We start from the raw sequence: 26139 nt of genomic DNA, 5'->3' as shown, positions 1-26139 counted from the left end.
ACGGAGAGGCGGAACATGGGTGCCCTACCGTCGAACCGATTCGGATACTTCGGCAACCGAAAGTAGAGCCGTCCTATCTACGCAACAACAACTAAATATGGCGCGAAACATAGCATTGCGCCCTGCGGGAGTCGCCCTCCACCGCATCGACCCCGGGTGGGCACACAGACATACGCATCAGGGTGATCCGTGCGGGAAGGGTCTTACTCCCTCCCGCTCCACGTCAGCGACATGATCGCCACTCGCCTGTCAGTTGTTCGCACGTACCGGAGATAGGGAGCCGGAAAGTTTCGAGGACGGGAAGCTGAAAGTTTCAGTCCAGGGACACCGCGCGGCGAACGACGAACCGGTCCCGCCGCAAACCATCCGCGACGTTCGGGAACGCACCGGCGACGGGTTCCTTCCCTGACCCGGGCCGCCGCCTAAGATCGGCGGAGTGACCGTTCCCGCCGTGCGGGCCAGCGCCCGCGTTCTGCTGGTCGACCGCGACGACCGGCTCCTGCTCTTCCGTTTCCGGGCCTCCGACGATCTGCCCGCCTCCCACTTCTGGGCCACGCCCGGCGGTGGTGTCGAAGACGGGGAAACCCTCTCTCAGGCGGCGGTGCGCGAACTGTTCGAGGAGACCGGTCACCTCCTCGCTCCGCAGCGGCTGAGTCCGGTGGTGGCCGTCTCCTCCGGTCCTGCCCGATTCGGCGAGTTCACCCTGCACGCTGTTGATTCGTTCTTCTTCACCCGCCTCGACCATCTGACCTTGGCTCCCTCGGACCTGGAGGCCCACGAACTCGAGGCGATCGCCGCACACCGCTGGTGGACCGTCCACGAACTTCAGACCACCTCCGACCTCGTCTTCCCCGTCGGCATCGGCGCGCTTCTGCCCCGGCTGCTCGCCGGTGACCTCCCCGCCGAACCGGTGCACCTGCCCTGGCGGCCGGCTGCTGCCCAGTGAGGTCAGGCGAAGCACCCCCGACCGTCCTGGCGCTATTGCCGTCGGAGAGATGAACAGCGATCATGAACTTCAGGTGACGAAAGGATGAACGCCGAGCAGGCGGCGGCGCCCGATGCGTCGGCTCCGAGAATCGCTCTTCCCTCTGACGTGTAGTCCGGCCCGGCCTTACCTGTTGCCGCGCGCGCTTTCACTCACGAGCACCACTACCCCCGGAGGCAGACGCATGGAAGTGCTCGTACTCTTGCTCGTGCTCCTACTGGCCGCCGCCAACGGAGCGAACGACGTGCCGAAGGGCGTCGCCACGCTCGCCGGCGCGGGTGTTACGAAAATCCGCACGGCCATCGCATGGGGCACGGTGGCCACCGCCCTCGGCTGCCTCGTCTCGCTGACGTTGGCCTCGAAGATGACCCAGCTCTTCTCCAAAGGCATCGTCTCCGCCACGCCCACCCCGGCTTTCACGGTCGCGGTGCTGATCGGAACCATCTTCTGGGTTGTCCTGGCCACGATCCTGAAACTGCCCGTCTCCACCACCCATGCCCTGGTGGGCTCGCTGCTCGGCGCCGGGAGCCTGTTCGCCGGCTCTGCCGTCGAGTGGGGTGGACTGCTCGGGAAGGTCGTGCAGCCGCTGCTGCTGAGCATCCTGGTGGCCTACGCGATCTCGGCCGTACTGGGAATCATCACCCGGAAGGTCGTGACGATCCGTACCGCGAGAAGGGAAAGGACCCCGGCTCCGGTCCCGGACCGTGATGCGGCGCAGGTCGCGACCGTGACGGCACAGGTCGAGCCGACCAAGGCGCAGAAAGCCATCGGGGTCGCCCACTGGGCGACAAGCGGGCTGGCGAGCTTCGCCCGAGGCCTCAACGACGCACCCAAGATCGTTGCTATCGGCTCCTTCGCACTGGTGGGCGGGATGACCCCGACCGGCCTGCTGCTCGCCGTGACCGCGGCCATGGCCGTCGGAGGTGTCGTGGCGGGCTCCCGCATCGCCGACCGGCTCGCGTACTCCGTGATCAAGATTCCGCACGTCGAAGGTTTCACCGCCAACCTCACGACCGCGGGCCTCGTCGGACTGGGCGCCATCCTGGGACTGCCCATGTCGACCACCCAGGTGTCGGCCGGGGCCATCTCCGGCATCGCGGCCAACGATCTGTCCAGGCTCAACAAGAAGACGGTCCGCGACCTCCTGATCGCATGGCTGTGCACACCGCCCGTCGCCGCCGCCGTGGCCGCCGGGGCGTATCTTCTTCTCTCGTGACGGGGGCCGGTCCGCCCCGCTCCCCGACCGATCGAAGGGACCAGCCATGCCCCCGATACCCAGTGTCCTGTTCGTGTGCGTGCACAACGCCGGCCGTTCCCAGATGGCGGCCGGTTGGCTCGCGCATCTGGCCGGCGACCGCGTCCAGGTCCGTTCAGCCGGGTCGGCGCCCGCGGAGCGGGTCAACCCCGCCGCCGTCGACGCCATGCGTGAGGTCGGCATCGACATCAGCGCCGCGACGCCGAAGCTCCTCACCGCCGAGGCCGTCCAGGCGGCCGACGTGATCATCACTATGGGCTGCGGTGACGCCTGCCCGGTCTTCCCCGGCAGGCGGTACGAGGACTGGAAACTCGACGACCCGGCCGGGCAGGGCGTCGAAGCCGTGCGTGTGATCAGAGACGAGATCCACGACCGGGTGAAGGTTCTCCTGGCCGGACTGCTGAAACCCTGACGCGCTCGAACGCCGGGCACCCGGCCTCGTCGGCAGTGTCATCAATCCGCTCAGCGAGCATTTCCAGGCGACGGTCGAGCAGTCGTCCCGGATCTTCTGGGCGTGGTTGCTCGGCGTACTGTTCAGAGCGCCGCGGCGGGCATCGGAGTGCTCGCCGCGGCGACGTCCACGGGCGACAAGGGCCTGGTCCTCGCTGCCACCATGCTGGCGAACGCCGTCGCCACGGGAGCCTGGACGGCCGCCTATCCGACCTTCACCGAACTGTTCCCCACGCACCCGCGGGCCGCCGGAATCGGCACCAGCGTCGCCGTCGGACGGATCGGCGGCCTATCCGCGCTGAGCCCCGGGACCCGCGGCCCGGACGGCCGGACCTGGGCATCGGCCTCGCCGGTGCGTCCTTCGGCGGTCGCCTGCCGCCTCCTCCGGTCCGGGAGAATGCAGGCATGGCTGAACAGAGCATCTGGATGCAGAAGGTCGCCGCCGACCCCGATCACTCCACCTGGTTCATCGAGCGCTTCCGGTCCATGGCCCGCGCCGGCGACGACCTCGCCGGGGAAGCCCGCCTTGTGGACTCCATGGTGCCGCGCCATGCCCGCATCCTCGACGCCGGCTGCGGGTCCGGCCGCGTCGGTGGCGCGCTGGCCGAGGCCGGGCACGACGTCGTCGGCGTCGACGTCGACCCGGCTCTGATCAAGGCCGCCGAGCAGGACCACCCGGGGCCGCGATGGCTGGTCGGCGACCTGGCCGAACTCGACCTTCCCTCGCGGGGCATCCCCACGCCGTTCGACGCCGTCGTCTGCGCCGGAAACGTGATGACGTTCCTCGCACCGAGCACCCGTCGTGAGGTGCTGAGGCGCTTCCGTGCGCACCTCGCGCCGGACGGCCGGGCCGCGATCGGTTTCGGCGGCGGCCGCGGTTACGAGTTCGGCGAGTTCTTCGCGGACGCGGCCGCCGTCGCGCTCGAACCCGACCTGCTGCTGTCCACCTGGGACCTTCGTCCGTTCAGGAACGACTCGGCCTTCCTGGTCGCCCTCCTCCGCCCTGCCTGACAGCGCGACTGCTCGGTCCAGCGGGTGGTCGGACGTCGGCTGCCTCATTTCCTCGGGTCGAGGACGATGCGGAAGCGAGCGTCGCCGTTGATCATTCGCTCGTAGGCCTTGGGGGCCTCGCTCAGCGGGAACACCTCGTTACTGGAGCGGATGCCATGGTCGAGGACGAAGCGCAGGTTGTCCTCGTTCTCGATCGCGGTGCCGGTCAGGCTGCCGCGTACAACGTGCTCACCGAAGATCAGGTCGCTCGTGCTCACCTGGATCGGGTCGGGGGCGGCTCCGACGACGACCAGTTCCCCGCGCCGGTCGAGCCCCCGTACCAGTGGCGACATCGAGGCGCCGGACGCGGCAGTGGCCACGATGACCGCCGCCCCGCCCAGTTGTCGCAGGGCGGCTCCGGGATCGGTCCGGGTGCTGTCGATGTAGTCGTGGGCGCCGAGTTCGGCGGCGAGGCCGGCCTTGGCGGCGCCGCGGGCGATGGCGACGACGCGATGGCCCAGCGCGCGGGCGTACTGGATGCCGAGGTGGCCGAGACCGCCGATGCCTTGTACCGCGACGAGCGAGCCTGGCCGCGCGGACGCCGAGATCAGCGCTTTGTACATGGTCAGGCCCGCGCACAGCAGTGGCGCACCGGCGAAGGGATCGAGACCGGGCGGGATCCGCACGAGGCCCGTAGCCCGCGCGTAGGCCACCTCGGCGTAACCGCCGTCCACGCCGGTGCCCGTCTGCGGCTGGTCCGAGCAGTTGACGAAGTCTCCGCGCCGGCACTCTTGGCACGTGTTGTCCTGGCCGCCGAGGAATCCGACGCCGACGCGGTCGCCGGCCCGCCATGCCGGGTCGACGCGCTCGCCGAGGGCCTCGATGACGCCGATGATCTCGTGTCCGGGCACGATCGGCGTTGAGGGGTCGGGCCGCAGCCCTTCGACGGCGAGGACGTCGGTGTGGCAGATGCCGCAGGCCTCGACCCGAATCCGTACCTGGCCGAGTGACGGCTCGTGCCGCTCGCGTTCGACGAGGGCGAACCGCCGCTGCCCGGTGACGGTGACGACACGGTAGGTGGAGGCCTGTGCCTGGTCAGCGGAGGCGCGGTCCGCGGAGGCGCTCATGCCAGCAGCTCGCTTCCGGCCTGCTCGCGTACGAGGTAGTCGGCGTACCAGTCCGGCCAGTCCGGGTCCTCGGCGCCGAGGCGGGCCTCGTGCTCGCCGTGCGCGACCGCGGCTCGGCCCAGCGCGGCGGCGAGGTCGGCGGTGGAGGCGAAGGCGGTGGCCGACGGGTCCAGCCGTCCCGGCAGCCGGGTGGTGACCTCCTGCAGCACCCAGCCGTTGCCGTCCGGGTCGCTGAACGACAGGAAGGAGCCGTAGCTGCGGCGCTGCGGATCCGCGCCGGGCACCCGGGCGGCGGTCCCGGCGTGGTGGAAGACGCCGCCAGCGTCGTGGAATACCTCGCTCGGGCCGGCGCCGAGCCGGCTGAGCTCGTCGTGGGCGGCGCCGATGTCGTCGACGACCAGGTGCAGACCCTGAGCCGAGCCCGGCTCCTGGGAGGTGACCGACGTGCCGAAGATGACCGAGGCCGGCGAGCCAGGCGGGGTCTCCTGCACCACCCGGAAGTCCGCGGGGGTGGCGATGTCGGCATCCAGCCGCCACCCCAGTCCCGTGTAGAAGCTCTTGGCCCGGTCGACGTCCGCGACCGGCACCACGACCACTTCGAGTTTCATGTCCATGATTCGCGCCTCCTGCGCTTGTGACGAAATGCCGGCGTGGCGAGGGCTCGCGCGGCCGCTTGCCGCCGGGTCGCACCGGGAGGTCTCACCGGCCGCTCGGGGCTGGTGAGTTCCCCGGTGCGATCGCCGCTCCTCACTCGATCCGGGAGACCTGGTAGTGGGCGATGCGCCAGCCCTCCTCGGTCCGCTTCACCAGCACGCTGAGATGGACGTGGAGGGTGGGCCGGTCGGTGAAGGAGAAGTCGACGGCCAGGTAGCCGAGGACGAGGTCGGCGGCGAGGGTTCTGGACTCGACGATGCGGTACGCGGCGGTCAGCCCGGCCGGCTGGGAGTCGTAGTAGGCGGCGACGCCCGGCCTGCCGACGCTGTAGGGGCGCAGCCCCTGGAAGATCGCGTCTTCGGTGAACAGGGCGGCGACCTGCTGCGGCCGGTGCGCGCCGACGCCGGCCCGCCACCGGTCCAGCACGTCCCGCAGGATCGCCTCGGTGTCCGTGTCGGTGTTCATGGGATTCTCAGTGGCCGGCGCTCATGCCGCCGTCGACGTGCAGGATCTCGCCGGTGACGAAGGGTGCGTTCTCCAGGAACAGGACCGCGTCCACGACGTCGCTCAACTCGCCCATCCGGCGTACCGGGTGTAGTGCGGCCAGCGCCTCGTGGGTCTCCTCGGGGTGCATGGGCGTCTTGACGGAGCCGGGCGAGACGGCGTTGACCCGGACCCCGCGCGTGGCGTACTCGACAGCCAGGGACCTGGTGGCCGCCTGCAGGCCGCCCTTGGTCAGCGAGGCCAGCACGGACGGCACCCGCGCGTCGGGGTTGTCGACCAGGCTGGTGGTGATGGTGACCACGTGACCACCGCCGCCCTGTGCCAGCATGCGGGCGATGGCGAGCTGGGTGACGTGGAAGAAGCCGTCGAGATTCACCCCCCGAATGGCGGCGTAGTCGCCGAGCGTGTAGTCGGTGAACGGCTTGGCGACGAAGATGCCCGCGTTGTTGATCAGCGTGTCCAGGCGGCCGAATCGCTCCACCGCCGCGGCGACCGCGCGCTCGGCGGTGGCCCGGTCGGCGACATCGCCCTGCACGGTGACGACGTCGGGATCGGCCGAGGGAGCGATGGTGCGCGAGACGGCGACGACGGCGTGGCCGAGCCTGCGATAGCCCTCGACCAGGCCGGCACCGATACCCTGCGACGCGCCCGTGACCAGAGCGACCTTCTGCTGCTGGATGCCCATGATGACTCCTCCTAGCCTCTTCACAGTCTGCAATAGACGATCGGTCGTCTATTCGTATGTGAAGTTAGGCAGTGGCCAAGGAGAAGTCAAAGCTAGGCCGGGACCGGAATCCTCCTACCTGATAGGCAGAACCTCTTAGCGCTGGTGCATGAGAGAGTCCAGGCGGGTCGAGGGCGGTCAGCGCCGGTGCGGGTCGTCCTCGGGCAGCCAGGCGTCCGCGCCGTGGATGCCGAAGTCGCCGTCGGGGCGCAGGGCCTGCACGACGTCCAGTACGGAGGTGCGGTCCTCACCACGCCGCCACACCAGCGACCAGGTCCAGTACACCTCCGGCGCGACGATCTGCCGCCGCACCAGGTCCGGCGGCAGCGACGCGCTCTGCCCTTTGGGCGAGTTGACGATCGGGCGGTCGCAGCGGCGCACGTGGTCGAAGAAGGCCGGGCCGGTGATGCCGCCGTCGGAGACGCGCACCGCGCGGGCCCCGGTCCGACCGGCCAGCTCCTCGGCGTAGACGTTCCACGACGACCAGGAGGTGACGTCGTCGTCGAGCAGGACACCGGTCTCCGCGGCCGGAACGTCACCGGTGTCCCGGCCGGTGGCCACCGCGTACAGCCGGTCGGCGCCGATGAACTGCGCGCGCAGGCCGCGTTGCTGCAGGTCGCGGGCGCGCACCCAGCACACCGCGAGATCGAGACCGCCGTCGGCGACCCGGGCGGCCTGGGTGTGCGACGGCGCGACCCAGGCGTCGACGTGCACCCGGGCCACCGCCGCCGTGCGGGCGCCCAGGTCCGGCGGGAGCCAGTTGACGTAGCCGAGCCGCACCGGCTCCGAGCCGGACAGCCGGCGGGCCCGCTGCCGCAGCTCGTCGGCGCGCTCGACCAAGGCCCGCGCGTCGGCCAGCAGCGCGGCCCCGGCCGGGGTGAGGGACACCGACCGGCGATCCCGGTCGAACAGACGCACGCCCAGATCCCGTTCCAGCGCCTTGATCTGCTGGGACAGCGAGGGCCCGGCGATCAGCAGCCGTCCGGCGGCGCGGCCGAAGTTCAGCTCCTCGGCGACCGCGACGAAGTATCGCAGCTGGCGCAGCTCCACACCGTCATGCTACTGAGGCGGTGAGAGGCCAGGCCTACCAGCGGGCGGAAGTCAGAGGCCGACGGCCACCTCACTGGGCGCCGGCGCCTCGGCTCCGAGCAGCGCCAGGCAGCCGGCCCACAGGACTCCCATCCGCTGCGGGTCGTTGTAGAGCTTGGCGAACAGCACCTGCCCCTCCATCTGCGCCACCACCGACCGCGCGGCCTGCCGGGTGTCGGCCACCCTGGCCTCCCCCCTGGCGACGGCCTCAGCGATGACGGCCTCGATCATCTCGACGTGCGCGTCGAAGATCTCCTGCAGCCGCGCGCGGATGGCCTCGGTCTGGTTGCTCAGCTCCAGCGTCAGGTTGCCGAACAGACACCCCGCGACGCTGCCGCAGCTGCGCTGCCCGCTGCGCAAGGTGGCCTCCGTCGCCTCGAACAGCTGCCGCAGCCGCTGCAGCGGCGGCGCCTGACCGCCCAGGATCCGCTTCCAGTCGCGCTCCTGGGCCGCCCAGTGCTCGTCGATCACCGCCAGAGCCAGCGCCTCCTTGGAGGCGAAGAAGTAGTAGAAGCTGCCCTTGGGCACGCCGGCCGCCTTGCAGATCTCGGCCACCCCCAGGGCGGAGTAGCCGCGCAGCTCGATGAGCGATCGCGCCGCGTCGAGGATCTTCTCCTTGGCGTCGCTGGTCCGTCCCATACCGCAAGTGTACGACCGATCAACCGTTTGATACCTGACCGGTCGGCTAGCACAAGCCGTACCCGACTGGTCCGCCCTTGCGGCGCTCATAAGACTGGAGGGCACCACTGTCTCACCCGAGATCGGGCTCAACTTCTCTGATGTCCCCGCCGATCTCGTTGACACGTCGGCTCAGTTGGTCACCACTGCCTTCGCTCTCGGCAAGGCCCTCGGCCTGCCGTACGACCACACCGCAACCCCGGCCTTCACAGCGGCCGGCAACCGGGCGTCTGATCATCAGGCGGCCCCGCGCGTTACTGGTCCAGGTGTCTCAGGCAGGGCCGGCGCCGGTCAGCAGCCGGCCCATTCCGGCCAGCACGCTCGGCTCGACCCGGTAGTACACCCACGTGCCCCGCCGCTCGGAGGCCAGCAGACCGGCCTCCTTGAGCTTTTTCAGATGGTGGGAGACGGTCGGCTGGGACACCCCGACGTCGGAGATGTCACACACGCACGCCTCGCCGCTGGGAGCGGAGGCCACGGCGGAGAACAGGCGCAGCCGCACCGGGTCGCTGAGTGCCTTGAACATCGCCGCCGTCCGCTCGGCTTCGGCGGCCGTGAGCGTGCGTTCGGTCAGCGGCGGGCAGCACGGCACCACCACATCAGACTCCAGCACCGGCAGCGTCCGCCTATTCGACATCTATCTATGTTGACATACATCGAACTAATTCGTGAGGACCGGCCGATTCGCTCAGCCCGGACTGGCCACCCCCGATCACCACAACCTCGACATCCACGACGAACCCTCTCCTTATTTCGATGAGTGTCTATGTTGACGGTCATCGAATCAGGTGCCATGCTGGCCGCGCAACTCATAGACGGATGTCGAAACAGGGAGGCGTCATGACTATGCCCGCCGCTGAACTGCCCATTGTCGTGATCGGAGCCGGTCCCATCGGCCTTGCCGCTGCCGCCCACCTGATCGACCGCGGACTGGACCCGCTGGTGCTGGAGGCCGGCCCCGCGGCCGGATCCGCCGTCCGGGAGTGGTCACACGTGCGGCTGTTCTCCACCTGGGGCGAGGTCGTCGACCCCGCCGCCGAAAAGCTGCTCGCCCCGACCGGCTGGGTCCGCCCGGACGTGGCGACGTACCCGACCGGCGGAGACTGGGCCGAGCTGTACCTGCAGCCGCTCGCCGACGCACTCGGCGACAAGGTCCGCTACACCACGACCGTCACCGGCGTGGCCAAGGCCGGCCGCGACCGCGTCGTCGACTCCGGCCGCGACGAGCAGCCCTTCAGCGTGCACGTACGCACCGCCGACGGCCGCGAAGAGCGCATCACCGCCCGCGCGGTCATCGACGCCTCCGGCACCTGGACCACCCCGAACCCGCTCGGCGGCGACGGCCTGCCCGCGCTCGGCGAAAAGAGCGCGGCCGACCGCATCTCCTACCGCGTCCCCGACCTGCGCGACCCCGCCGTACGCGCCCGATACGCCGGTCGCCGCACCGCGGTGGTCGGCTCCGGAGCCTCGGCCTTCACCGCCCTGGCCGCCCTCGCCGACCTGGCCACCCAGGAGCCGGGCACGCACGCGGTCTGGATCCTGCGACGCGGCATCGGTGCCGGCACCTTCGGCGGCGGCGAGACCGACCAGCTTCCCGCACGCGGCGCCCTCGGGCTCGCCGCCAAGGCCGCCGTCGAGGCCGGCCACGCCACCGCGGTCACGGGCTTCCGCACCACGGCTGTGCAGCGGGACGGCGACCGCCTGGTGCTCATCGCCGATGACGGCCGCCGCACCGAGCCGATCGACGAGGTCATCGTGGCGACCGGCTTCCGCCCCGACCTGTCGTTCCTGACCGAGGTCCGCCTCGGCCTGGACGAGCGCCTTCAGGCCCCCCACGCGCTGGCGCCGCTGATCGACCCCAACGTGCACTCCTGCGGCACCGTCTACCCCCACGGCGAGGGCGAACTGTCCCACCCCGAGCAGGGGATCTATCTGGTCGGGATGAAGTCCTACGGCCGCGCCCCGACGTTCCTGGCCATGACCGGGTACGAGCAGACCCGCTCCATCGCCGCCGCCCTGGCCGGCGACCGCGAGGCCGCCGAACGCGTCGAACTGGTCCTGCCCGAGACCGGGGTGTGCGGCGGCTCCGGTCTGTTCGACCAGCCCGACGCGGCGCAGGCCTCCGGCGGCTGCTGCGCCGCCCCGGCAACGCTGCAGGTCGCCATCGGCGCTCCCGCCTCCTCCGGCGGCTGCTGACGGCGGTGACCGATCTCCACACCCGCGCGGCCGCGACAGGTGATGAGGACCGGTCGCGGCCGGCCACACGAGTCTCTGACAGCCGCCGGTTCCGCACTGGCGACGTCAGACGGCGGGGCTGCGGCGTTCGATCATGAGGACGTCGCGCCAGACGCCGTGATGGCGGCCGACGCGTTCGCGGGTGCCGATGACGCGGAAGCCGGCCGCCCGGTGCAGCGCCAGACTGGCCGTGTTCTCCGGGAACACGCCCGATTGGATGGTCCAGACGCCGGCGTCCTCGCTGGCGGTGACAAAGGCCTCCAGAAGGGCCCGGCCCAGGCCCCGGGAACCGTAGCCCGGGTGGACGTAGATGCTGTGTTCGACGACGCCGGCGTAGACGGGACGGGCGGAGACGCGGGAGGCGGCCACCCAGGCCACCACCTGATCCGTACGGGTGTCGGTGACGACGTAACGCAGGTTGCCGAGGCGGGCGGAACTGAACGTCTCCCAGGACGGGGCGGTGGTCTCGAAGCTGGCGTGGCCGGTGTCGAGGCCGAGCTGGTAGACGCTCAGGACCTGGCCGGCGTCCTCGGCCCGCATGGGGCGGATCTCGAAGCCGGGGGCGACGGGCGGCTTGCCGGCCTTGACGATGGCCGAGTGGACGCCGTCGCCGTGGTCGGCGGTCGGGGTGATGGTGATGCCGGTGAAGCCGGCGTCCAGGAGCAGGGTGCGGTACTCGCCGACGGTCAGGGAGCCGGCCGTGCACCCGATGCGGGTCTCGGTGCGGCGGCGCAGGTCCTGGTCGGGTACGGAGTCCTCGGTGACGACGTCACTGACGCCGAAGCGGCCGCCGGGGCGCAGGACCCGGAACGCCTCGGTCAGGGTGGCGGCCTTGTCGTCGGACAGGTTGATGACGCAGTTGGAGATGACCACGTCGACCGTGCGGCCGGGCAGCGGGACGTGCTCGATGGTGCCGTGCAGGAACTCGGTGTTGGTCACGCCGGCCTGTGCGGCGTTGTCGCGGGCGAGGCTCAGCATGTCGGGGCTGGCGTCCAGGCCGTAGACCTTGCCGGTGGGGCCGACGCGGCGGGCGGACAGCAGGACGTCGATTCCGCCGCCGGAGCCCAGGTCGAGCACGACGTCGCCCTCATGGAGGTCGGCGACGGCGACGGGATTGCCGCAGCCCAGACTGGCGCGCAGGGCGCCGTCGGGCAGGGCGGCGGCGGTGTCGTCGTAGCCGGCGGCGCCGAAGCAACCCTCCTCGAAGGAGGCGTCATCCGCTGAGGCGGGGTCGTCGCCGGGCCGGCCGGTCATCGCGGTCCTGGCGAACCTGGAGTAGCGGTCGACGATCTCCTCGTGGGCCACGGCGGCCTCCTTCACGCGCAGGTGGGGGCGGCGGGGACCCCGGCCGCCCCCGTTTCCATCTCATCCTGCCGCGGCGGGAATCCGGTAGGTGGGACGCGGGTAGCCGGGCTTGAACGACGGGACGCCGGCGCTCTGCACGGCCGACGTGCCGGTGGCGGCGGACACCTCCGCCACCGCCTCGGCCACGGCGGCGTCGAGCTCGGCGGGCTCGCACGCGACGCGGGCGTTGAGCCGTGCCTCCGCCCCGGTGAACATCCTCCCCGCGACGGCGTCCACGGTCGGCTCGGCACCGCCGGCGGTCACGCTCACCTTGCTCAGGTCACCGGCGGACTCGAGGCTGACCTTCACGTGGCCGATCATCCAGCCGTTGCGGGCGGCGGTCGCGGACAGGTGCTCCAGCAGCGCACGGGCCCAGGCGTCCGGGTCGAAGCCCTCCACCGCCGTCACGTCGAAGCTGAGGTTCAGCCAGGCCAGCGCGGCCTCGGCGTTGGCGTAGCGGTCGTAGTCGATGTCGAGGCCGCGCCCTACGGGCTCCGAGCCGAGCCAGAGGGACACCAGTTGGTCCAGCCCCTCGCCGGTTTTCGCGGAGTAGCCGAGCACGGTGGCCGTGGGGTATCGCTCGCGCAGATCCGCGGTGATGGCGGCGGCTTCCGCCGCGTCGAGCAGGTCGATCTTGTTGAGCGCGATCACGTCGGCTTCCTGTAACTGCTTGCCGAACAGGTAGGACATGTCCGACTCCGTGTCGTCCAGCGGCAGCGACGTGCGGAGCGCGTCAAGCCTTTCCGGTTCGACGACGACCAGGAGGGGGGCGGGCGTGAAACGTTCACCGTAGTGGGCGCTGAGCGGCCGGATGACGGTGGCCTGCAGATCGGTGCAACTGCCCACCGCCTCGGCGAGCAGTGTGTCCACCCGGTGGCCGTCGACCAGGCGCTGCGCGACGGTCAGCAGGTCTTCGAACCGGCAGCAGAAACATCCGCCCGTGACCTCGCCGGCCTCCGCGATCGCGGACTTGGCGAGCTGGGTGTCCACCAGTTCGGTTCCCTGGTCGTTGGTGATGACCGCGACCCGGCGGCCCTGCGACTGGAGATGTTTCGCGACCGCGACGAGAGTGGTGGTCTTGCCCGCCCCGAGAAAACCGCTCAAGGTCATGAAGGTGATCAACCGGCGTTCGCCTCACTTCTGGTAACGGTGCTCCGTACAGATATCGCCGCATGGCACGGCACGAGTGAGTATTCGCGTCACAGGGAGTCGAGGTGGTTTCAGTGATCCGCCATCCGCAGTCAGCTAACAGCCTCCGTTCCGCGTGGTCAAGATCCTTGACGCCCGGCAACAAATGATTAACAATGCCGCGGGGCCGTACCAAAAAGGGGTATTGATGACCGTCAATACAGGTGCTACAATCGTCACGAAGTTATTCGTGTGCGAAATTGTTCGCGCATCATTTACGCGATGACGGCATCGGTAACCGGCCGCCCGCCGGATCGCCTATCTCGTGGCGACGGAAGGCAGGGCGATGATGCCCGTGAGTGCGGTGAGCGCCTCGGGCACGACCCGGTAGTAGACCCAGGTACCCCGGCGAGTCGACGTGACGAGCCCGGCGTCCCGGAGAACCCTGAGGTGATGGCTGATGGTCGGCTGGGTGAGGTCGAACGCCCCGACAAGGTCGCACACGCACGCCTCGCCGTCGAGGTGAGAGGCGACGAGGGAGAGCAGCCGCAGCCGTACGGGGTCGCCGAGCGCCTTGAAGCCCGCGGCGAGCGTGATGCTCTGTTCCTGGGTCAGCGGCTCCGTCACCCGCGCCGGGCGGGGCACACCGGGTTCGACCGTGGGAAGGTCCTCATGCGGCAGCAGCACGGGCTCGTCGTGCTCGGCCATGACGATCGGGTCCTCTCCCTAAGCGCCCCGGGCGTAGGTCACCCGGCCGCATCACCCACGAGTCTAGACAACCCTTCCGCGCAGGAGGTCTCGTCATACCGCGTCCCCCGCTGACCCACGCCGAGGCGACGGAGCGTGGCGCCCTGCTGCGCGTGCGGTCCTACGACCTCCACGTCGACCTGAGCCGGACCGGGGAACCGGTGTTCCGGTCCAAGAGCACGATCCGCTTCACCTGCGCCCGGCCGGGCGCCTCCAGCTGGGCGGACGCCCTGCCCCGGCGAGTGCGTTCCGCAATGCTCAACGGGCGGCCGGTCGAGTACGACGGCGCGGGACGAATTCCCTTGCCCGATCTGGCGGCCGTCAACGAGCTGACCGTGGAGGCGGACTACGACTTCTCCACCGGCGGCGAGGGCCTGCACCGGTTCACGGACCCGGCCGATCGGCAGGTGTACGTGTACAGCCACCTGCAGCCCGGCCACGCTCCCCGGGTGTTCGCCTGCTTCGACCAGCCCGACCTCAAGGCGCCCTTCACGATCAGCGTGACCGCTCCCGACGGCTGGACCGTGCTGTCCAACGCTCCGCTCGATCACTGGCCCGGGGCGGGCGTCCACAGGTTCGCGCCGACCCCGCCGATCAGCACGTACGTGGTGGCGGTGGCGGCCGGCCCGTGGGCGTCGTGGACGGTGGACCAGGGCGGCGGCGTGCCCCTGGGGGTGCACTCCCGGCGTTCCCTGGCGGCGCACCTCGACCCGGCCGTGCTGCTGGAGCGGCTCGGGGCGGGGGTGGCGTTCTTCGCCGAGGCGTTCGCGACGCCCTATCCGTTCCGGAAGCTCGACCTGTGCTTCGTCCCCGAGTTCAACTTCGGAGCCATGGAGAACGCCGCGTGCGTGTTCGCGGCCGAGACGTTCGTGTTCGACCGCGCGGTGACCCGGTACGCGCACCGCCGCCGGGACGAGATGATCTTCCACGAGATCTCCCACCAGTGGTTCGGCGACCTCGTCACCCTGCGCTGGTGGGACGACCTGTGGCTGAGCGAGGCGTTCGCCACCTGGGCGGGCGTCCACGCGCTGACCCGGCTCACGGACGACGCCGACGCCTGGGCCGACTTCGCCGCCGGCAAGAAGGCGCACGCGTACCTGCTGGACCAGTCGGCCGCCACCCACCCGGTCGTGACCGGCGTCCCCGACGTGGACGCCGCCGGGTCGGCCTTCGACGCGCTGACCTACCACAAGGGCGCGAGCGTGCTGCGCCAGCTCGTGGCGCGCCTGGGGCTGGACGGGTTCCTGGAGGGCATGCGGCGCTACTTCGCGGACCACTCCCACGGCACCGCCGGCCGGGCCGAGATGCTCGGCGCCCTGGAGAAGGCGGGCGGCCGGGACCTGACCGCCTGGACGGACGCCTGGCTGCTGACGGCCGGGCTCACCGAGGTGCGGGCCGACTTCGACGTCGACGAGGCCGGGTGCTTCACGCGTTTCGACCTGCTCCAGGACAGGTCGCCGAGGCCGCACCGTCTCGCGGTGGGCGTCTACGCGGAGGACCGCCACGGCGATCTGGTCCGGGTGGGGCGGCACGAACTCGACGCGGACGGCCCGCGCACGAGCGTGGACGCGCTCGTCGGCGCCCGCTCCGGCGCGCTGGTGCTGCCCAACGACGGCGACCTGACGTACTGCCGGATCGTGCTGGACCCGCGCTCCACCGAGGAGGTCGTCCACCGGATCGGCCGGCTGGCCGATCCCATGGCCCGCTCGCTCTGCTGGACGGCGGCGTGGGACATGGTCCGGCACGGGGAGCTGCCGCCGCGGCGGTTCCTGACGACGGTCCTCGGCGGGCTGACGGCGGAGACGCAGATCGGCGTGTTCCAGCGGCTCCTCGTCCGGGTCTCCACCGTGCTGACGGCCTACACCGAGCAGGGCTGGGCCCGCGCCCACGGCTGGCCGTCGTACGTGGACCGCCTGCTGCATGTCGTCGACAGCCCGGACGGCGACGCGGACCAGAGGCTGGCGGCGGCGCGGGCGATCGCGGACGCGGCGCTGACGGCCGGTCACGTCGACACGGTGCGGAAATGGTTCCACGGAGCGGCCCCGATCGACGTGGACGACGCGTTACGCCGCAGGCTCGCCCGGTCCCTGGTCGCGCATGGCGAGCCCCTGGAGGACGTCACCGGCGCCTTCGCCACCGTGGAGGACCGGCTCGCCGAGCGGCTCGGGGCGTCGGTGCCCACCGCGGAGGCCAAGGAGTGGGCGTGGACGGCCATCCTGGGCAGCGGGAGCGTCGCGCAGGTCCGCGCGCTGGCCGACGGCTTCGCCCACCCCGCGCACCGTCACCTGCTCACGCCGTTCGCGCGGCGCTACGCGCAGGACGTCCCCCCTCTGCTGGCCGCCGCGGGAGACCGGGAACCGGCGCGTACGGTCGCCGTCCGGATGTTCCCCTCCTGGTCGGTCTCACGGCACACGCTCGGCATGATCGACCGCCTGCCCTCCGATGACCGGTTCGTCCGGCTGACCGGCGCGGCCAGGGCCGAACTCGCCCTCGCCGTCAACCTGTCCGAGCGGGACGCCGCCGGGTGACAGCCATTCCTCGGCGCCGGCACCGGCGGCGAAGGACTCGAAGAGCTCCCGCATGGCCGGCCCGGCGTCCGGGCCCGCGTACCACCGCTCCCCCGCCCGGCCGGTCAGCTGGTCCCACAGCGTCTCGCTCAGCATGAACGCCTGGTGATACAGCAGCGGGTAGCAGGGCTTGCCCTCCAGGTAGGTCTGCAGCCGATCCCACGCGGCCCCCCCATCCACCGCGACGCCGAACTCCCGCTCGTACGAGCGTACGTACTCGGCGGCCGGGTCCGGGTGGCCGTCGTGCACGGCCATCTCGTAGCAGAGGCTGGTCGCCACGAGGCGCCGGACGTGCTCACGCGCGAAGGCCAGGCGCTCCACGGCCTCGGCGTCCACCGTGACGCCGAGGTGGCGCCGCTGCCAGTCCGGCCGCCGGACGACCCGTTCCAGGGTGAAACCGAACGCCTCGGTCAGCGCCGGGTGTGTGCGCCACAGGTCGGCGGGGTGCCGGGTGCCCGCGGTGAAGTGCAGCGCGTGCCCGAACTCGTGCAGAAGCGTGGCGTGGTGGCCCAGCGTCGTGCCCGGCGTGACGGACACCCGCACGTCGGCCGGCGGCGCGACCGGCGAGCAGAACGCCGTGCCCGACTTGCCGGGCCGTGCGACGTCGTCGACGACGACGCGTTCCAGACATCCGCCGAAACCCCACTCGCGTACGGTGGAGCGGACGCCGTCGAGGGCGCCGCCGGCGCCCTCGGGCAGGACGGCGCGTGCGGCGACGAGGCGGGCGTCCCCCATGGACGGCGCCGAGATGGCGTCGCGGGTCCGCCAGCCGTCCCATCGCCTGAGGAACTCGGCCCGGGTGGCGTCCAGCCAGTTCCGGGCGTGGGCGACGAACCGGTCCACCTCGGGGTGCAGCGCCCGCACCAGCGCGGCGTGCGTCGGGAACCCCAGCTCGGCCCGCGCCTCGGCGTACGCGTCGAGCCAGCGCCGCCGGCCCTCGCGCAGCCGCTCCCCGACGTCCGCCAGGGCGGCCCGGACCTCGGCGCGCCGCCGTTCGTCGGTGACGGTCCGCGAGAGGGCGACGAGCTCCCCGTGGGTGAGCGTCCTGCCGCCGGCCTCGGCGGTGACGGTGCGCTGGAGCAGCCGCAACCGCGCGGTCGCCTCCGTCAGCCGGACGCGGAAGTACCAGAGGACCAGCTCCCCCGCGTAGTGCAGGTCGCCGTGCTCCAGGGCCAGGAGGACGAGCCCGCCGTCGGTCAGCCGGCCGAGCCCGCTTTCCGGCAGGGCCGGAGGATCGTCGCTCTGCCCCGTCGCGGCCAGCCAGCGGGCGTGGGCGACCCGGGCCTGGAGCGCCGCGAGGTCTTCGACGTGACCGGCCAGGTAGCCGGGGACGGTGGTCACGACGGGTCCACGGAGGCCGCCGGGGGCAGGCCGAGCACCTCCGAGGCGCCGTCGGCGACCTTCTGCCAGAAGTCACGCCGGTCCTCGGGGAGCCCGGCGAACAGCTCCGAGCAGCGGCGGGTCATCTCCAGTGCCAGCCCGGGATGGGCCAGCACGCCGCGGATCCAGGCGAGCTGGCCGGGCTCCGGCGGATCGATGCGCAGCCCCGCGAGACCCGCGCGGACCTTGCGCCCGACGCGCTCGTCCAGGACGGTCGCGTAGCTCTCCCGGGCCTGCGGAGTGTCGCCGTCCACCGCGAGCGGCACCGTGGCGGCGAGCGTCTCCGCCGCCGCGCAGGCGTCGGTGATGCCCGCGCCGAACAGCGGGTCCTTGTGGCAGTAGGCGTCGCCCGCCAGCCGCCAGCCCGGCCCCGCCGGCTCGCGGTGGAAGTTCCGCAGGCTCTTGGACGCGTACACGGGCGAGACGCGCCGTGCCGCACGCAACCGGTCCGCCATCGCGGGGATCGACCGGAGCAGGCGCTCGTACCCCTCGTCTCCCCGGATCGCCGCGTACTCCCCCATGGGCGCCGACAGCATGACCACCCACCGCCCGCCGTCGCACGGGCCGACCTGGAGCACGTGTCCGCTGTCGTGCCACAGCTCCAGCGCGGGCGAGGGCAGCGGGACGACGTCCTCCCAGTAGGCGTGGAACGTGCAGCGCATGGCTCCCGCGTCGAAGGTCGTGGCCGCACCGGCCTGACGGGCGGTCGGGGATCCCCGCCCGTCCGCCCCCACGACGATCCTGGCCTTCTCCGACCACCCCGCGCCCTCGATCCCGATGACCTGGTCACCGTCCCGGCGCAGGGACCGGACCGGGCTGCGCTCCCTGATCTCGGCCCCGTGCCGGCTCGCGGCGCGCAGCAGGACCCCGCTGAGGGTCTCCCGGCGTACGCACAGGTTGTAGTGGTACGGCGAGCGGGGCAGCATGGGCGCCCCGTAGTAGCCGCCCTCGACCTCCAGGTGCCAGCGCCGGAGCGGTGGCGCGCCGGTGGCGAGCACCTCGTCCAGCACGCCGAGCCGGTCCAGGAAGGACAGCGTCGTCGGGCCGAAGAAGTGGGTGGAGACGGCCGGGGCGGGCAGCCGGGTGCGGTCGCACACCAGGACCCGCAGGCCCTCCCGCGCGAGCAGGGCGGCGCTCGCGGCCCCGGTGACGCCGCCGCCGACCACGATCACGTCATACATCGGCCGCTCCTCGCGTCATGTCCCGCCGGCCAGTACGAACGGCATACGGCCCGACCAGATCCTGCTCACGGCCCACCGGCGGTCGCTGACCGCGCGGAAGCGGCGGCCGAGCACCTCACGCAGGTCCAGGGCGATCGGTCGCTGCCGGAGGATCCCGGCCACCCGTCCGTCCCTGATCAGGAACCCGAGCCGCAGCCTGCCCTCGACGACCGGTGAGAGGCCGGCGCGCTGGTGCCCGCCCATCAGCGACTCGACCAGCACCCCCTCGCGGACGCCGGCCAGCAGGTCGTCGAAGGAACCGGCGTCGGCCGGTGCGGCGGACAGCGTCGCGCCGTTGAGCACCGGCGTGGCGGGCTTGAGCACCGTGCGGCGCAGCGCATTGCCCCGGAACCCGTGCCCGGTGGGCGCCGTCCCGCACGCGGCCGCCGTACGGACGCTGTGGTAGGCCCGGACCGGGACGCCCCGCTCGACCAGCGTGAGGGGCGCGCACGGCACGCCGTCGTCGTCGCTGCCCGGCCAGGCCAGCCCGCCGGTACCTTCCTCGTCCGGCGCGGCCGGCTCCGAGGGATGGTCGCGCAGGCCGATCGAGGGATGCAGGAACGGCTCGCCGAGACGCCCGGCGACGAACGAGCGGCCCGCGGTGACGGCGGTGCCGTTCAGCGCGGTGACCAGCGGGGTGAGCAGGGTGTGCACCGCGGACGGCGCGAGCAGCACGTCGTGGTCGCCGGAGGGCGCGTCGGCGGCGGGCAGCCCGTCCCAGCCGGCCGCGGCCTCCAGCCACGCGGAGAGCGCCGCGGGCAGCTCCGGCGTCCGGGTCCAGCCGGTCCAGGGCAGCTGGACGGCCGACCCCTCCGCCAGCGCGGCGATGTGGAAGAACCGGTCCGAGGTCGTGGTCCGCCCGTCCGGGGCCGCGCGGTGCACCGCCTGTTCGGTCCGGGTCACCGTGCCGTGCACCGTCAGCCCGGACGAGCGTTGCAGCGCGCCCAGCCGCTCGGCCAGGAGCCGTACGGATCGGGTGCCCTGGTCCGCGGCGGGCGACCCGGCGGCCTCGGGGGCGGCGGTCCTCCCGACGACCGGGTCGCGTGACGCCGGGGGCCCGTGCGCCGCGTTCCGTACGGCCTCGCCGACCAGCCCCCGCACGTCGTCGAGGCGGGTCGTGGTGGCCGTGCCCACCCGGCCGTGGCGGTGCACCCGCAGGCACAGCGCCGTCTCGTGCGCGGACCTGACCAGGTCGGGCACGCCCGAGCCGACCTCCACCACGGTGTCGTCGCGCTCGACGGCAAGGATCTCCCAGTGGTCGGCGCGGGCCGCGGCCTCCGCTCCGACCTGTTCCAGCCGGTCAGCCAGAGGTGACACGTATGCCTCGCAATCGCAGCATGGGGGCCCAGGAGCTGACCGGCAGCGCGTTCTGGCCCTGCTTGCCGCAGCTCGCCGAGGTGTCGCCGCGCCACTGCTCACGGCCGATCGCGTCGATGGCCGCGAAGGCGCCGAGCACGTCACCGGACAGCACCACGCCTCTGACCCGTCCGCGGACCTCGCCGTCGCGGATCTCCCGGCACTCCGCCGGCAGGAAGGTGAATCCGGCGCGGTCGGTCTGCCCGCCGAGCACGCCCCGGGCCAGCAGCCCGCGCGCCACACCGCCGATCATCTCCTCCTCGGACGCGGCGCCGGGGGCGATGGCGATCGTCCGCAGCCGGGGCAGCGGCGGGTGGCGGAAGTTCAGGGCTCTGGCGTTGCCGGTGGGCTCCTCACAGAAGGCCGCCGCGGTGGAGCGGTCGTGCAGCCGGGGCCGGGTGACGACACCGTCGCGCAGCAGCTCCACCGCAGACCCCGCCGTGCCCTCGTCGTCCACCGGTACGAATCCCCGCGCACCGGGACGTCCAGGGTGATCGGTGATCGTCAGCATGGACGGGCCGAGCCGGCGTCCGGGGGCCAGGGACCGTTGCAGAGGCGCGTCCCCGAGGTGGTGGTCGGCCTCGGCGAGATGCCCGATCGTCTCGTGGGCCCAGATGCCGGCCAGCGGGCCGTCGCAGACCACGTCGTACTCCCCAGGCGCCACGACGGGGGCGGCGCGCAGGTCCACGGCGGTCGCGACGGCGGCCTCCACGTCCGGGGCCAGGCCCCGCACCACGGAGAAGTCGCCGCCGCTGCCGGCCGACACCGAGCCGGCGGTCCTCGCGGCGCCGCCGTCGGCGTAGACGGTGATCTGCAGCGTCAGGTCCCTGCGCCGGTACGAGACGCCGGTCCCCTCACTGGTGAGCAGCTCCACGTCCGCGACCGACTCGCGGTAGTAGACGAGCGCCCCGGTCACGCCGGGATGCGCCGCCAGCGCCGCCGCGTGGTAGGCGCCGAGCAGTTCCACCTTCTCCGCCAGGCCGACCGTCTCCGCGAGCTCACCGGCCTCGCCAGGGTGGTCGTCCCGGTAGGGCCGGTGTGCGGCGAGACGTCCCGCCGCACACCCCAGCTCGGCGGCGTCACGCGCGGCCCTGCGCAGCACCGGCCCGGCGTCCACGGCGGTGCCCGACGCGAACGCCGACCCCGACCGGCCGATCACCCGGGCACAGCACCCCTCGTCACGGCTGGTCACACTGCTTTCCAGGCCGTCGCCGCGCCACACCAGGTCGACGGTCCTGGCGCGTTCGACACGGACCTCGGCGTAGTCGTCCGCCCGCAGGCCGGCGTCCCGGAAGAGCGCGGGCGAGCCGCCGGTCAGCAGCACGGTTGCGCGGGGCTGTCGTCCCGGTAGGCGAAGATCATGGCACTGGTGACCTGCGCGCCGTCGCGGTACGGGACGAGCCCGTCGCTGCGCATGTCCACGCTGCCGAAGCCCGCGCCGAGCACCAGGTCGCGGTACTCGCTCTCGGTCATGCCCACCACGCACCGGGCGAAGTCCTCCGCACCGGCGGACTCGCCGGCCGCCACGTCCGCCGGGGGCGGGCCGTCGTCGGAGTACACGACGTCGGAGATCACCGCCACCCCGCCCGGGCGCAGGACCGCCGCGACCGCGTGGAGCACTTCCTTCTTGTCGGGGAACATGCCGAGGACGCAGTTGCTCATCACCACGTCCACGCTGGCCTCGCGCACCGGCGGGCGCCGGATGTCGCCGACCCGCACGTCGATGTTCTTGAGCCCCATCTCCTTCGCCGCGCGGCGAGCCGTCCTGACCATCTGCATCGACGCGTCGACGCCGATGACCCGGCCCGTCTCCCCCACCCGGCGCGCGGCGATCAGCAGATCGAGGCCGGCGCCGCAGCCGAAGTCCACGACCGTCTGCCCGGGGCGCAGGCCGATCGCGTTCATGGGAGAGCCGCAGCCGCTGGACAGCTCCAGGACCCACTCGGGGATCTCGGCGAGTTCCTCCGGGGTGTACACCGATGTGGGAGAGCAGCACAGCGTGCTGGTGCCCTGCACCGCGAGAGCGTCGTAGCGCTTCTTGACGTGCGTCTCGACGGGAACGGGACCCTGGTCGGCCGGGGCCGCTTCCGGGGCCGCGCAGCAGCCCGCCGCCTGGTCCGCGGTCGCCGGGGCGCATCCACAGGCGTCCGGCTCGGCGACCGTGTCGGCCGCCGTCCGCGGCCGGATCAGCTCATCCAGGGAAACGAACCCACGCGTGTCATCTGCTCCCACGTTCCCTCTTCTCCTTCCGGTCGGTTCGCGTGCTCCTGCCGCCGGCGCAGCGCCATGGGCAGCAGGTAGGCCAACTGGGTCTCGACACGCGTCGTGATGCTGGACACCTTGGGGCAGTAGCAGGTGTTGAAGTCGCCGCCGTTGGCCGCCCACGCCTTGATGGGGCAGCCGCCGCCCCCGCAGAACAACTTCACGTTGCAGTCGCGGCACATGGGCACGGTGTCCACGTGGCGGTGCCGCCAGGGATCCCGATAGCCGGCCGCGTAGCTGAACTCGGGGTAGAACGTCCCGCAGGCGTGCTGGGGGCGGCCCACGGTCTCCGGGCAGCCGTAGATCTTGCCGTTGGGGTCGAAGGCGACGACGCTCGTGCCGGCGCTGCACCCCTGGAGGTTGGGCCGCAGCCGGTCGCCCTCCAGGACGGCCGACCTGATGCGGGCCAGGTCGGGCTGCAGCATGCGGTCCACCAGGGGGTTCTGCTGCACCATTTGCCAGAAGGCCTCCTGGAGCCCGGCCTTGACGTCCCCCCGGACCATGCGCTTGCGCTTCTCCTCGGGGTGGTCGGGCGTCACGTACAGGAACGTGGTGGCCTTGGTGAAGCCGTTGAACAGGCGGATCTTCGGGTGGTCGAGCCACCCCTTGGCCTGCGCGAACTCCGCGAAGCGCGGCATGTCGTCCACGCTGTCCTCGTCGACGAGCACCCGGATCAGCACGCGGATGCCGGCCTCCGCGGCCACGTCGATGCTGCGCTCGATGAGCTCGAACGTCGGCTTGCCGTTGCGGAACACCCGCCGGGTGTCGTGGGTCCTCGGCGTGCCGTCCAGGCTGACCTGGACCTCCTCGCAGCCGTACTTGAGCAGCATCGGCACGTACGCGTCCAGCGCCACGCCGTTGGTGATCGCGGTGACCGGGTAACCGCGGTCGTAGGAGCCGCGCAGGATCTGCTCGACGGCGCCTCGCTGGTACGCGGTGTCCAGCAGCGGTTCCCCGCCGAACAGGGTGATGTACGGCGGGCCGGAGTTCTGGTGCCGGTCCTGGATCTCCGGGATGGTGTCGAACGCGGCCTCGATCATCTCCTCGTCCATGCGCGGGCTCTTGGTCGTCAGCTCGCCCTCGAAGCAGTACGGGCACGCCAGGTTGCACACGAACGACGGGATGAACATGAACTGGAACGGCGCTTCCTGGATCGCCTGGAAGTAGCCGTCGACGATGGCGCGGTAGCGCGCCTCCTCCTCGACCGGATCGGTGCAGACGTACCCGCGCTCCAGCAGGCCGGCCACGAGCTCACGGTCGACGGCATCGTCTCCGGCGCGGACCCGTTCGAGCACGGCGATCTCGGCGGGGGTGACGATGTCCATCGATCCGGACACCGCGTTGGCGAGGACGCTCACCTTGCCGCTCTCGTCGAGATAGGCCGGGTCCAGGGTGCCCTCGGGGAGCTCCACCGAGAAGGTGACGGTGTTCGGGCTCACAAGCATGGTGTGTCTCCCAGAAACGGTGTCCGTGATGCCGCCGGGGGGTGGGTGAGGGGGTGGGCCGGGAATTGGAGGGCGCGGCAGGGGATACCTCTGCCGTACGGTCCGGCGGCCACGGTCACTCGCAGCCGTCGGGGTCGTTGGCCATGATGCTGGTCACGACGTCGAGGTTCTTCCGGCCGCGCATGGCGGTGCAGCAGTCGGTCTGCTTCTCGGACACTTCGGCGTTCTCGATCATGGAAATGGCGATCATAGGTATCACCTCCTCCACTGTGATCTCTGCCGCGCTCTCCGGCCCGCTCCCCGGCGCGACGCGGCGGGGAGAGTCGTTGGTGGGGCGCGTGCCCCAGGTGGCGGGTCACCGCAGGACCTCCCGCACGATGAGCACCGCCACGGTGATCAGGCCCTCGCCGATGATCAGCCCGGAGGCGACGATCTCGGTGGCGCTGCGCCGGCCGGGGTTGCGGCGGGTGAGCAGCCACTGGGTCAGGCCTCCGGCGGCGAGGGTCAGCGAGTAGGCGGGGGGAAGCAGCACCCCGAGGCCGATCATCGTGGGCATGGCCGAGGTGAAGGCCAGGCCCAGGCCCACCGGGCCCGAGACGGCCAGCGCGAGGGCCACGGTGGCGGGGTATTCGGCCGATCCCCGGACGGTGGCGTCCACGAACTGGACCGCGGTGGCCACGGGGGCGGGGAAGGAACGTCCTCCGAGCACACCAGCGCGGCTGAGCACCGCGATCACCAGGACGCCGACCACGGCGCCGGCCAGGCCGCCCGCCAGTTGCGTCCAGCCCGTCAGCCGCCTGGGCGGCTCGGACAGGCCCTCGGGACGGTCGTGCGCGACCTTCACCGAGTAGGTGAAGTAGACGGCGGCGAGGGCCGCGCAGCAGATGGTCGACGCCATGAGCAACGCCGCCGTCTGGTCCGCGCCCGATATGGCGAAGGCCACGACGCTGAAGTACAGCGCCGGGGACAGCGGCACCAGCCCGATCTCGCCGCCGGCCCGGGTGAGGAACACGGTCATCACGGCGAGCAGCACGACGCCGAGCAGGCCGTAACCGAGGTAGCGCAGGAGAGACGGGTAGACCAGCGCCAGGAGCGCCGTTCCCACGAGGACGGCGACGGCGAGCCACCGCGTACGGCCCGGGAGCAGGCGGCCCCCCTGGAGGGAACGCGCCAGCGGCCCGCGGACCCGGGCGATCGAGGCGACGGAGTAGCCGAGGATGAGACCCACACCGGCGGCGAGCACCCAGGGATAGGACAGATGGTCGGTGTAGGCCACGGACCGGCCCGCCGTGCCGTCCTGGACCGCCCACACGACGACGGTGTACGCCGCGCCGGCCGCCAGCCACGCGCACGCGCGCGGGCCGATGAGGAACCCGACCCCGTACAGCAGGGGCGAGAGGGCCAGGGCCAGATGGGTGCCCGTGACCTCCGGCGTGACGTCGTGGCCCCACAGGGCGACCCCCAGGGCCGACGCGGCGCCCACGCCGGCGGCGATGGGGAGCATGCGGCCGAGCCGGTCGCTCTCCCCGTCCTTGGGGCTGCTGAGCGACGCCATCAGGGTGATGGCCGGCTTCAGGGTCGGGTAGGGCAGCCTCTCGGCGACCACCAGCGTCCGCGCGACAAGCCCGCCGAGGAAGATCCCCAGGGCGTTCGCGGCCATCGCCAGCACCACCAGGAAGCCCCAGGCCGGCAACTCACCGGCCCGCAGGACGACGGCTCCGATGCCGGTGTCCAGCGCGGCCGTCGCCATGTATCCGCTGGACGCGATGGAGAAGACGACGAAGAGACCCTGCCAGCTGAGCGCCCCCGCCACCCGGAGCAGCGCCGCGCCCAGCGCGGCCACCAGCGCCGACCCTCCGAAGGACGTGCCCGTACGGAACAGGACCAGCACGTTGAGGACGCAGAGCAGCACGCCGATGGCCAGTCCGATGAGCGTCGCCCAGACGTACGACCCCCGCCAGCCGGCAGCGGCGTCCACCGCCGGAGTCGAACGCGATGC

Annotated in this window: 23 protein-coding genes; 6 read left to right on the top strand and 17 right to left on the bottom strand. The window is 71.9% G+C overall.

Annotated features, from left to right (window positions below; all coding sequences use genetic code 11):
- The first annotated feature begins 436 nt into the window (after positions 1–436).
- The 4 genes from HHX40_RS21920 (at position 437) to HHX40_RS21905 (ending at position 3701) form a co-directional block, all read left to right on the top strand.
- Positions 437–946 carry an NUDIX hydrolase gene (locus tag HHX40_RS21920; protein WP_220499435.1) on the top strand — a complete coding sequence of 170 codons (510 nt, stop codon included), beginning with the start codon at positions 437–439 and terminating at the stop codon, positions 944–946.
- Positions 947–1169: 223 nt separating this feature from the next.
- Positions 1170–2201, top strand: a complete 1032-nt coding sequence (locus HHX40_RS21915; protein WP_182882119.1) for an inorganic phosphate transporter — start codon at positions 1170–1172, stop codon at positions 2199–2201.
- A 46-nt stretch (positions 2202–2247) separates the two neighbouring features.
- Complete coding sequence (locus tag HHX40_RS21910; protein WP_182882118.1) at positions 2248–2652, top strand: arsenate reductase ArsC; 405 nt, start codon at positions 2248–2250, stop codon at positions 2650–2652.
- A 443-nt stretch (positions 2653–3095) separates the two neighbouring features.
- Positions 3096–3701 carry a class I SAM-dependent methyltransferase gene (locus HHX40_RS21905; protein WP_182882117.1) on the top strand — a complete coding sequence of 202 codons (606 nt, stop codon included), beginning with the start codon at positions 3096–3098 and terminating at the stop codon, positions 3699–3701.
- Positions 3702–3745: 44 nt separating this feature from the next.
- Here HHX40_RS21905 and HHX40_RS21900 read toward each other — a convergent pair whose 3' ends face one another.
- The 7 genes from HHX40_RS21900 to HHX40_RS21870 form a co-directional block, all read right to left on the bottom strand.
- Positions 3746–4807 carry an alcohol dehydrogenase catalytic domain-containing protein gene (locus HHX40_RS21900; protein WP_182882116.1) on the bottom strand — a complete coding sequence of 354 codons (1062 nt, stop codon included), beginning with the start codon at positions 4805–4807 and terminating at the stop codon, positions 3746–3748.
- Positions 4804–5421 (bottom strand): VOC family protein, encoded by a 618-nt coding sequence (locus HHX40_RS21895; protein WP_182882115.1) that lies wholly within the window; start codon positions 5419–5421, stop codon positions 4804–4806. The genes HHX40_RS21900 and HHX40_RS21895 overlap by 4 nt, the downstream gene beginning before the upstream one ends.
- 133 nt (positions 5422–5554) lie before the next feature.
- A complete protein-coding gene (locus HHX40_RS21890) occupies positions 5555–5926 on the bottom strand; it encodes an SgcJ/EcaC family oxidoreductase (protein WP_182882114.1) in 372 nt (123 codons plus the stop codon).
- Positions 5927–5933: 7 nt separating this feature from the next.
- The gene (locus HHX40_RS21885) at positions 5934–6650 is read right to left on the bottom strand and encodes an SDR family NAD(P)-dependent oxidoreductase (RefSeq protein WP_182882113.1); all 717 of its coding nucleotides are present in this window, start codon (positions 6648–6650) and stop codon (positions 5934–5936) included.
- Between the two features lie 177 nt (positions 6651–6827).
- Complete coding sequence (locus HHX40_RS37825; RefSeq protein WP_182882112.1) at positions 6828–7739, bottom strand: LysR family transcriptional regulator; 912 nt, start codon at positions 7737–7739, stop codon at positions 6828–6830.
- Between the two features lie 51 nt (positions 7740–7790).
- The gene (locus HHX40_RS21875; protein ID WP_182876440.1) at positions 7791–8417 is read right to left on the bottom strand and encodes a TetR/AcrR family transcriptional regulator; all 627 of its coding nucleotides are present in this window, start codon (positions 8415–8417) and stop codon (positions 7791–7793) included.
- A 310-nt stretch (positions 8418–8727) separates the two neighbouring features.
- Positions 8728–9093: an ArsR/SmtB family transcription factor gene (locus HHX40_RS21870; RefSeq protein ID WP_182882111.1), complete on the bottom strand. Its 366-nt coding sequence runs from the start codon at positions 9091–9093 to the stop codon at positions 8728–8730.
- 203 nt (positions 9094–9296) lie between these two features.
- Between HHX40_RS21870 and HHX40_RS21865 the strand changes: the two genes are divergently transcribed.
- Positions 9297–10652, top strand: coding sequence for an NAD(P)-binding domain-containing protein (locus HHX40_RS21865; RefSeq protein WP_182882110.1), 1356 nt, complete (start codon positions 9297–9299; stop codon positions 10650–10652).
- A gap of 105 nt (positions 10653–10757) precedes the next feature.
- On the opposite strand, the gene HHX40_RS21860 is transcribed toward HHX40_RS21865, so the two are convergent.
- From HHX40_RS21860 to HHX40_RS21850, 3 genes are all read right to left on the bottom strand, one after another.
- Entirely contained in the window at positions 10758–11996 is a 1239-nt protein-coding gene (locus tag HHX40_RS21860) for a GNAT family N-acetyltransferase (RefSeq protein WP_220499434.1), read from the bottom strand.
- A 60-nt stretch (positions 11997–12056) separates the two neighbouring features.
- The gene (locus HHX40_RS21855) at positions 12057–13157 is read right to left on the bottom strand and encodes a GTP-binding protein (protein ID WP_259403829.1); all 1101 of its coding nucleotides are present in this window, start codon (positions 13155–13157) and stop codon (positions 12057–12059) included.
- Positions 13158–13481: 324 nt separating this feature from the next.
- Positions 13482–13871: an ArsR/SmtB family transcription factor gene (locus tag HHX40_RS21850; RefSeq protein WP_182882108.1), complete on the bottom strand. Its 390-nt coding sequence runs from the start codon at positions 13869–13871 to the stop codon at positions 13482–13484.
- A gap of 152 nt (positions 13872–14023) precedes the next feature.
- Between HHX40_RS21850 and pepN the strand changes: the two genes are divergently transcribed.
- Positions 14024–16438 carry an aminopeptidase N gene (gene pepN / locus HHX40_RS21845; protein WP_310738223.1) on the top strand — a complete coding sequence of 805 codons (2415 nt, stop codon included), beginning with the start codon at positions 14024–14026 and terminating at the stop codon, positions 16436–16438.
- Between the two features lie 1376 nt (positions 16439–17814).
- Here the strand turns inward: pepN and HHX40_RS21840 are convergent.
- From HHX40_RS21840 to HHX40_RS37815, 7 genes are all read right to left on the bottom strand, one after another.
- Positions 17815–19038 (bottom strand): NAD(P)/FAD-dependent oxidoreductase, encoded by a 1224-nt coding sequence (locus tag HHX40_RS21840; protein ID WP_182882107.1) that lies wholly within the window; start codon positions 19036–19038, stop codon positions 17815–17817.
- A gap of 15 nt (positions 19039–19053) precedes the next feature.
- On the bottom strand, positions 19054–20394 hold the full coding sequence (locus HHX40_RS21835; protein ID WP_182882106.1) for a metallopeptidase TldD-related protein: 1341 nt from the start codon (positions 20392–20394) through the stop codon (positions 19054–19056).
- Positions 20378–21757, bottom strand: coding sequence for a TldD/PmbA family protein (locus HHX40_RS21830; RefSeq protein WP_182882105.1), 1380 nt, complete (start codon positions 21755–21757; stop codon positions 20378–20380). The genes HHX40_RS21835 and HHX40_RS21830 overlap by 17 nt, the downstream gene beginning before the upstream one ends.
- Positions 21748–22665 carry a methyltransferase domain-containing protein gene (locus HHX40_RS37820; RefSeq protein WP_182882104.1) on the bottom strand — a complete coding sequence of 306 codons (918 nt, stop codon included), beginning with the start codon at positions 22663–22665 and terminating at the stop codon, positions 21748–21750. The genes HHX40_RS21830 and HHX40_RS37820 overlap by 10 nt, the downstream gene beginning before the upstream one ends.
- Positions 22620–24140: a radical SAM/SPASM domain-containing protein gene (locus HHX40_RS21820; RefSeq protein ID WP_182882103.1), complete on the bottom strand. Its 1521-nt coding sequence runs from the start codon at positions 24138–24140 to the stop codon at positions 22620–22622. The genes HHX40_RS37820 and HHX40_RS21820 overlap by 46 nt, the downstream gene beginning before the upstream one ends.
- A 115-nt stretch (positions 24141–24255) precedes the next feature.
- Entirely contained in the window at positions 24256–24390 is a 135-nt protein-coding gene (locus tag HHX40_RS36990) for a hypothetical protein (RefSeq protein WP_259402773.1), read from the bottom strand.
- Positions 24391–24495: 105 nt separating this feature from the next.
- On the bottom strand, positions 24496–26118 hold the full coding sequence (locus HHX40_RS37815; RefSeq protein ID WP_182882102.1) for an OPT/YSL family transporter: 1623 nt from the start codon (positions 26116–26118) through the stop codon (positions 24496–24498).
- Between the last annotated feature and the right edge of the window lie 21 nt (positions 26119–26139).

This window comes from Microbispora sp. H10949 (assembly GCF_014161435.1).
In the GTDB taxonomy this organism is placed as follows: Bacteria; Actinomycetota; Actinomycetes; order Streptosporangiales; family Streptosporangiaceae; genus Microbispora; species Microbispora triticiradicis.
Note: the sequence above shows the minus strand (reverse complement) of the source record. Positions and strands in the feature narration are given on the sequence as shown.

Excerpts from the sequence above, each read along its gene's own strand:
- HHX40_RS21915 (WP_182882119.1), top strand. The coding sequence starts at position 1,170 with ATGGAAGTGCTCGTACTCTTGCTCGTGCTCCTACTGGCCGCCGCCAAC.
- HHX40_RS21910 (WP_182882118.1), top strand. The coding sequence starts at position 2,248 with ATGCCCCCGATACCCAGTGTCCTGTTCGTGTGCGTGCACAACGCCGGC.
- HHX40_RS21905 (WP_182882117.1), top strand. The coding sequence starts at position 3,096 with ATGGCTGAACAGAGCATCTGGATGCAGAAGGTCGCCGCCGACCCCGAT.
- HHX40_RS21900 (WP_182882116.1), bottom strand. The coding sequence starts at position 4,807 with ATGAGCGCCTCCGCGGACCGCGCCTCCGCTGACCAGGCACAGGCCTCC.
- HHX40_RS21895 (WP_182882115.1), bottom strand. The coding sequence starts at position 5,421 with ATGGACATGAAACTCGAAGTGGTCGTGGTGCCGGTCGCGGACGTCGAC.
- HHX40_RS21890 (WP_182882114.1), bottom strand. The coding sequence starts at position 5,926 with ATGAACACCGACACGGACACCGAGGCGATCCTGCGGGACGTGCTGGAC.
- HHX40_RS21885 (WP_182882113.1), bottom strand. The coding sequence starts at position 6,650 with ATGGGCATCCAGCAGCAGAAGGTCGCTCTGGTCACGGGCGCGTCGCAG.
- HHX40_RS21875 (WP_182876440.1), bottom strand. The coding sequence starts at position 8,417 with ATGGGACGGACCAGCGACGCCAAGGAGAAGATCCTCGACGCGGCGCGA.
- HHX40_RS21870 (WP_182882111.1), bottom strand. The coding sequence starts at position 9,093 with ATGTCGAATAGGCGGACGCTGCCGGTGCTGGAGTCTGATGTGGTGGTG.
- HHX40_RS21865 (WP_182882110.1), top strand. The coding sequence starts at position 9,297 with ATGACTATGCCCGCCGCTGAACTGCCCATTGTCGTGATCGGAGCCGGT.
- HHX40_RS21850 (WP_182882108.1), bottom strand. The coding sequence starts at position 13,871 with ATGGCCGAGCACGACGAGCCCGTGCTGCTGCCGCATGAGGACCTTCCC.
- HHX40_RS21840 (WP_182882107.1), bottom strand. The coding sequence starts at position 19,038 with ATGTATGACGTGATCGTGGTCGGCGGCGGCGTCACCGGGGCCGCGAGC.
- HHX40_RS21820 (WP_182882103.1), bottom strand. The coding sequence starts at position 24,140 with ATGCTTGTGAGCCCGAACACCGTCACCTTCTCGGTGGAGCTCCCCGAG.
- HHX40_RS36990 (WP_259402773.1), bottom strand. The coding sequence starts at position 24,390 with ATGATCGCCATTTCCATGATCGAGAACGCCGAAGTGTCCGAGAAGCAG.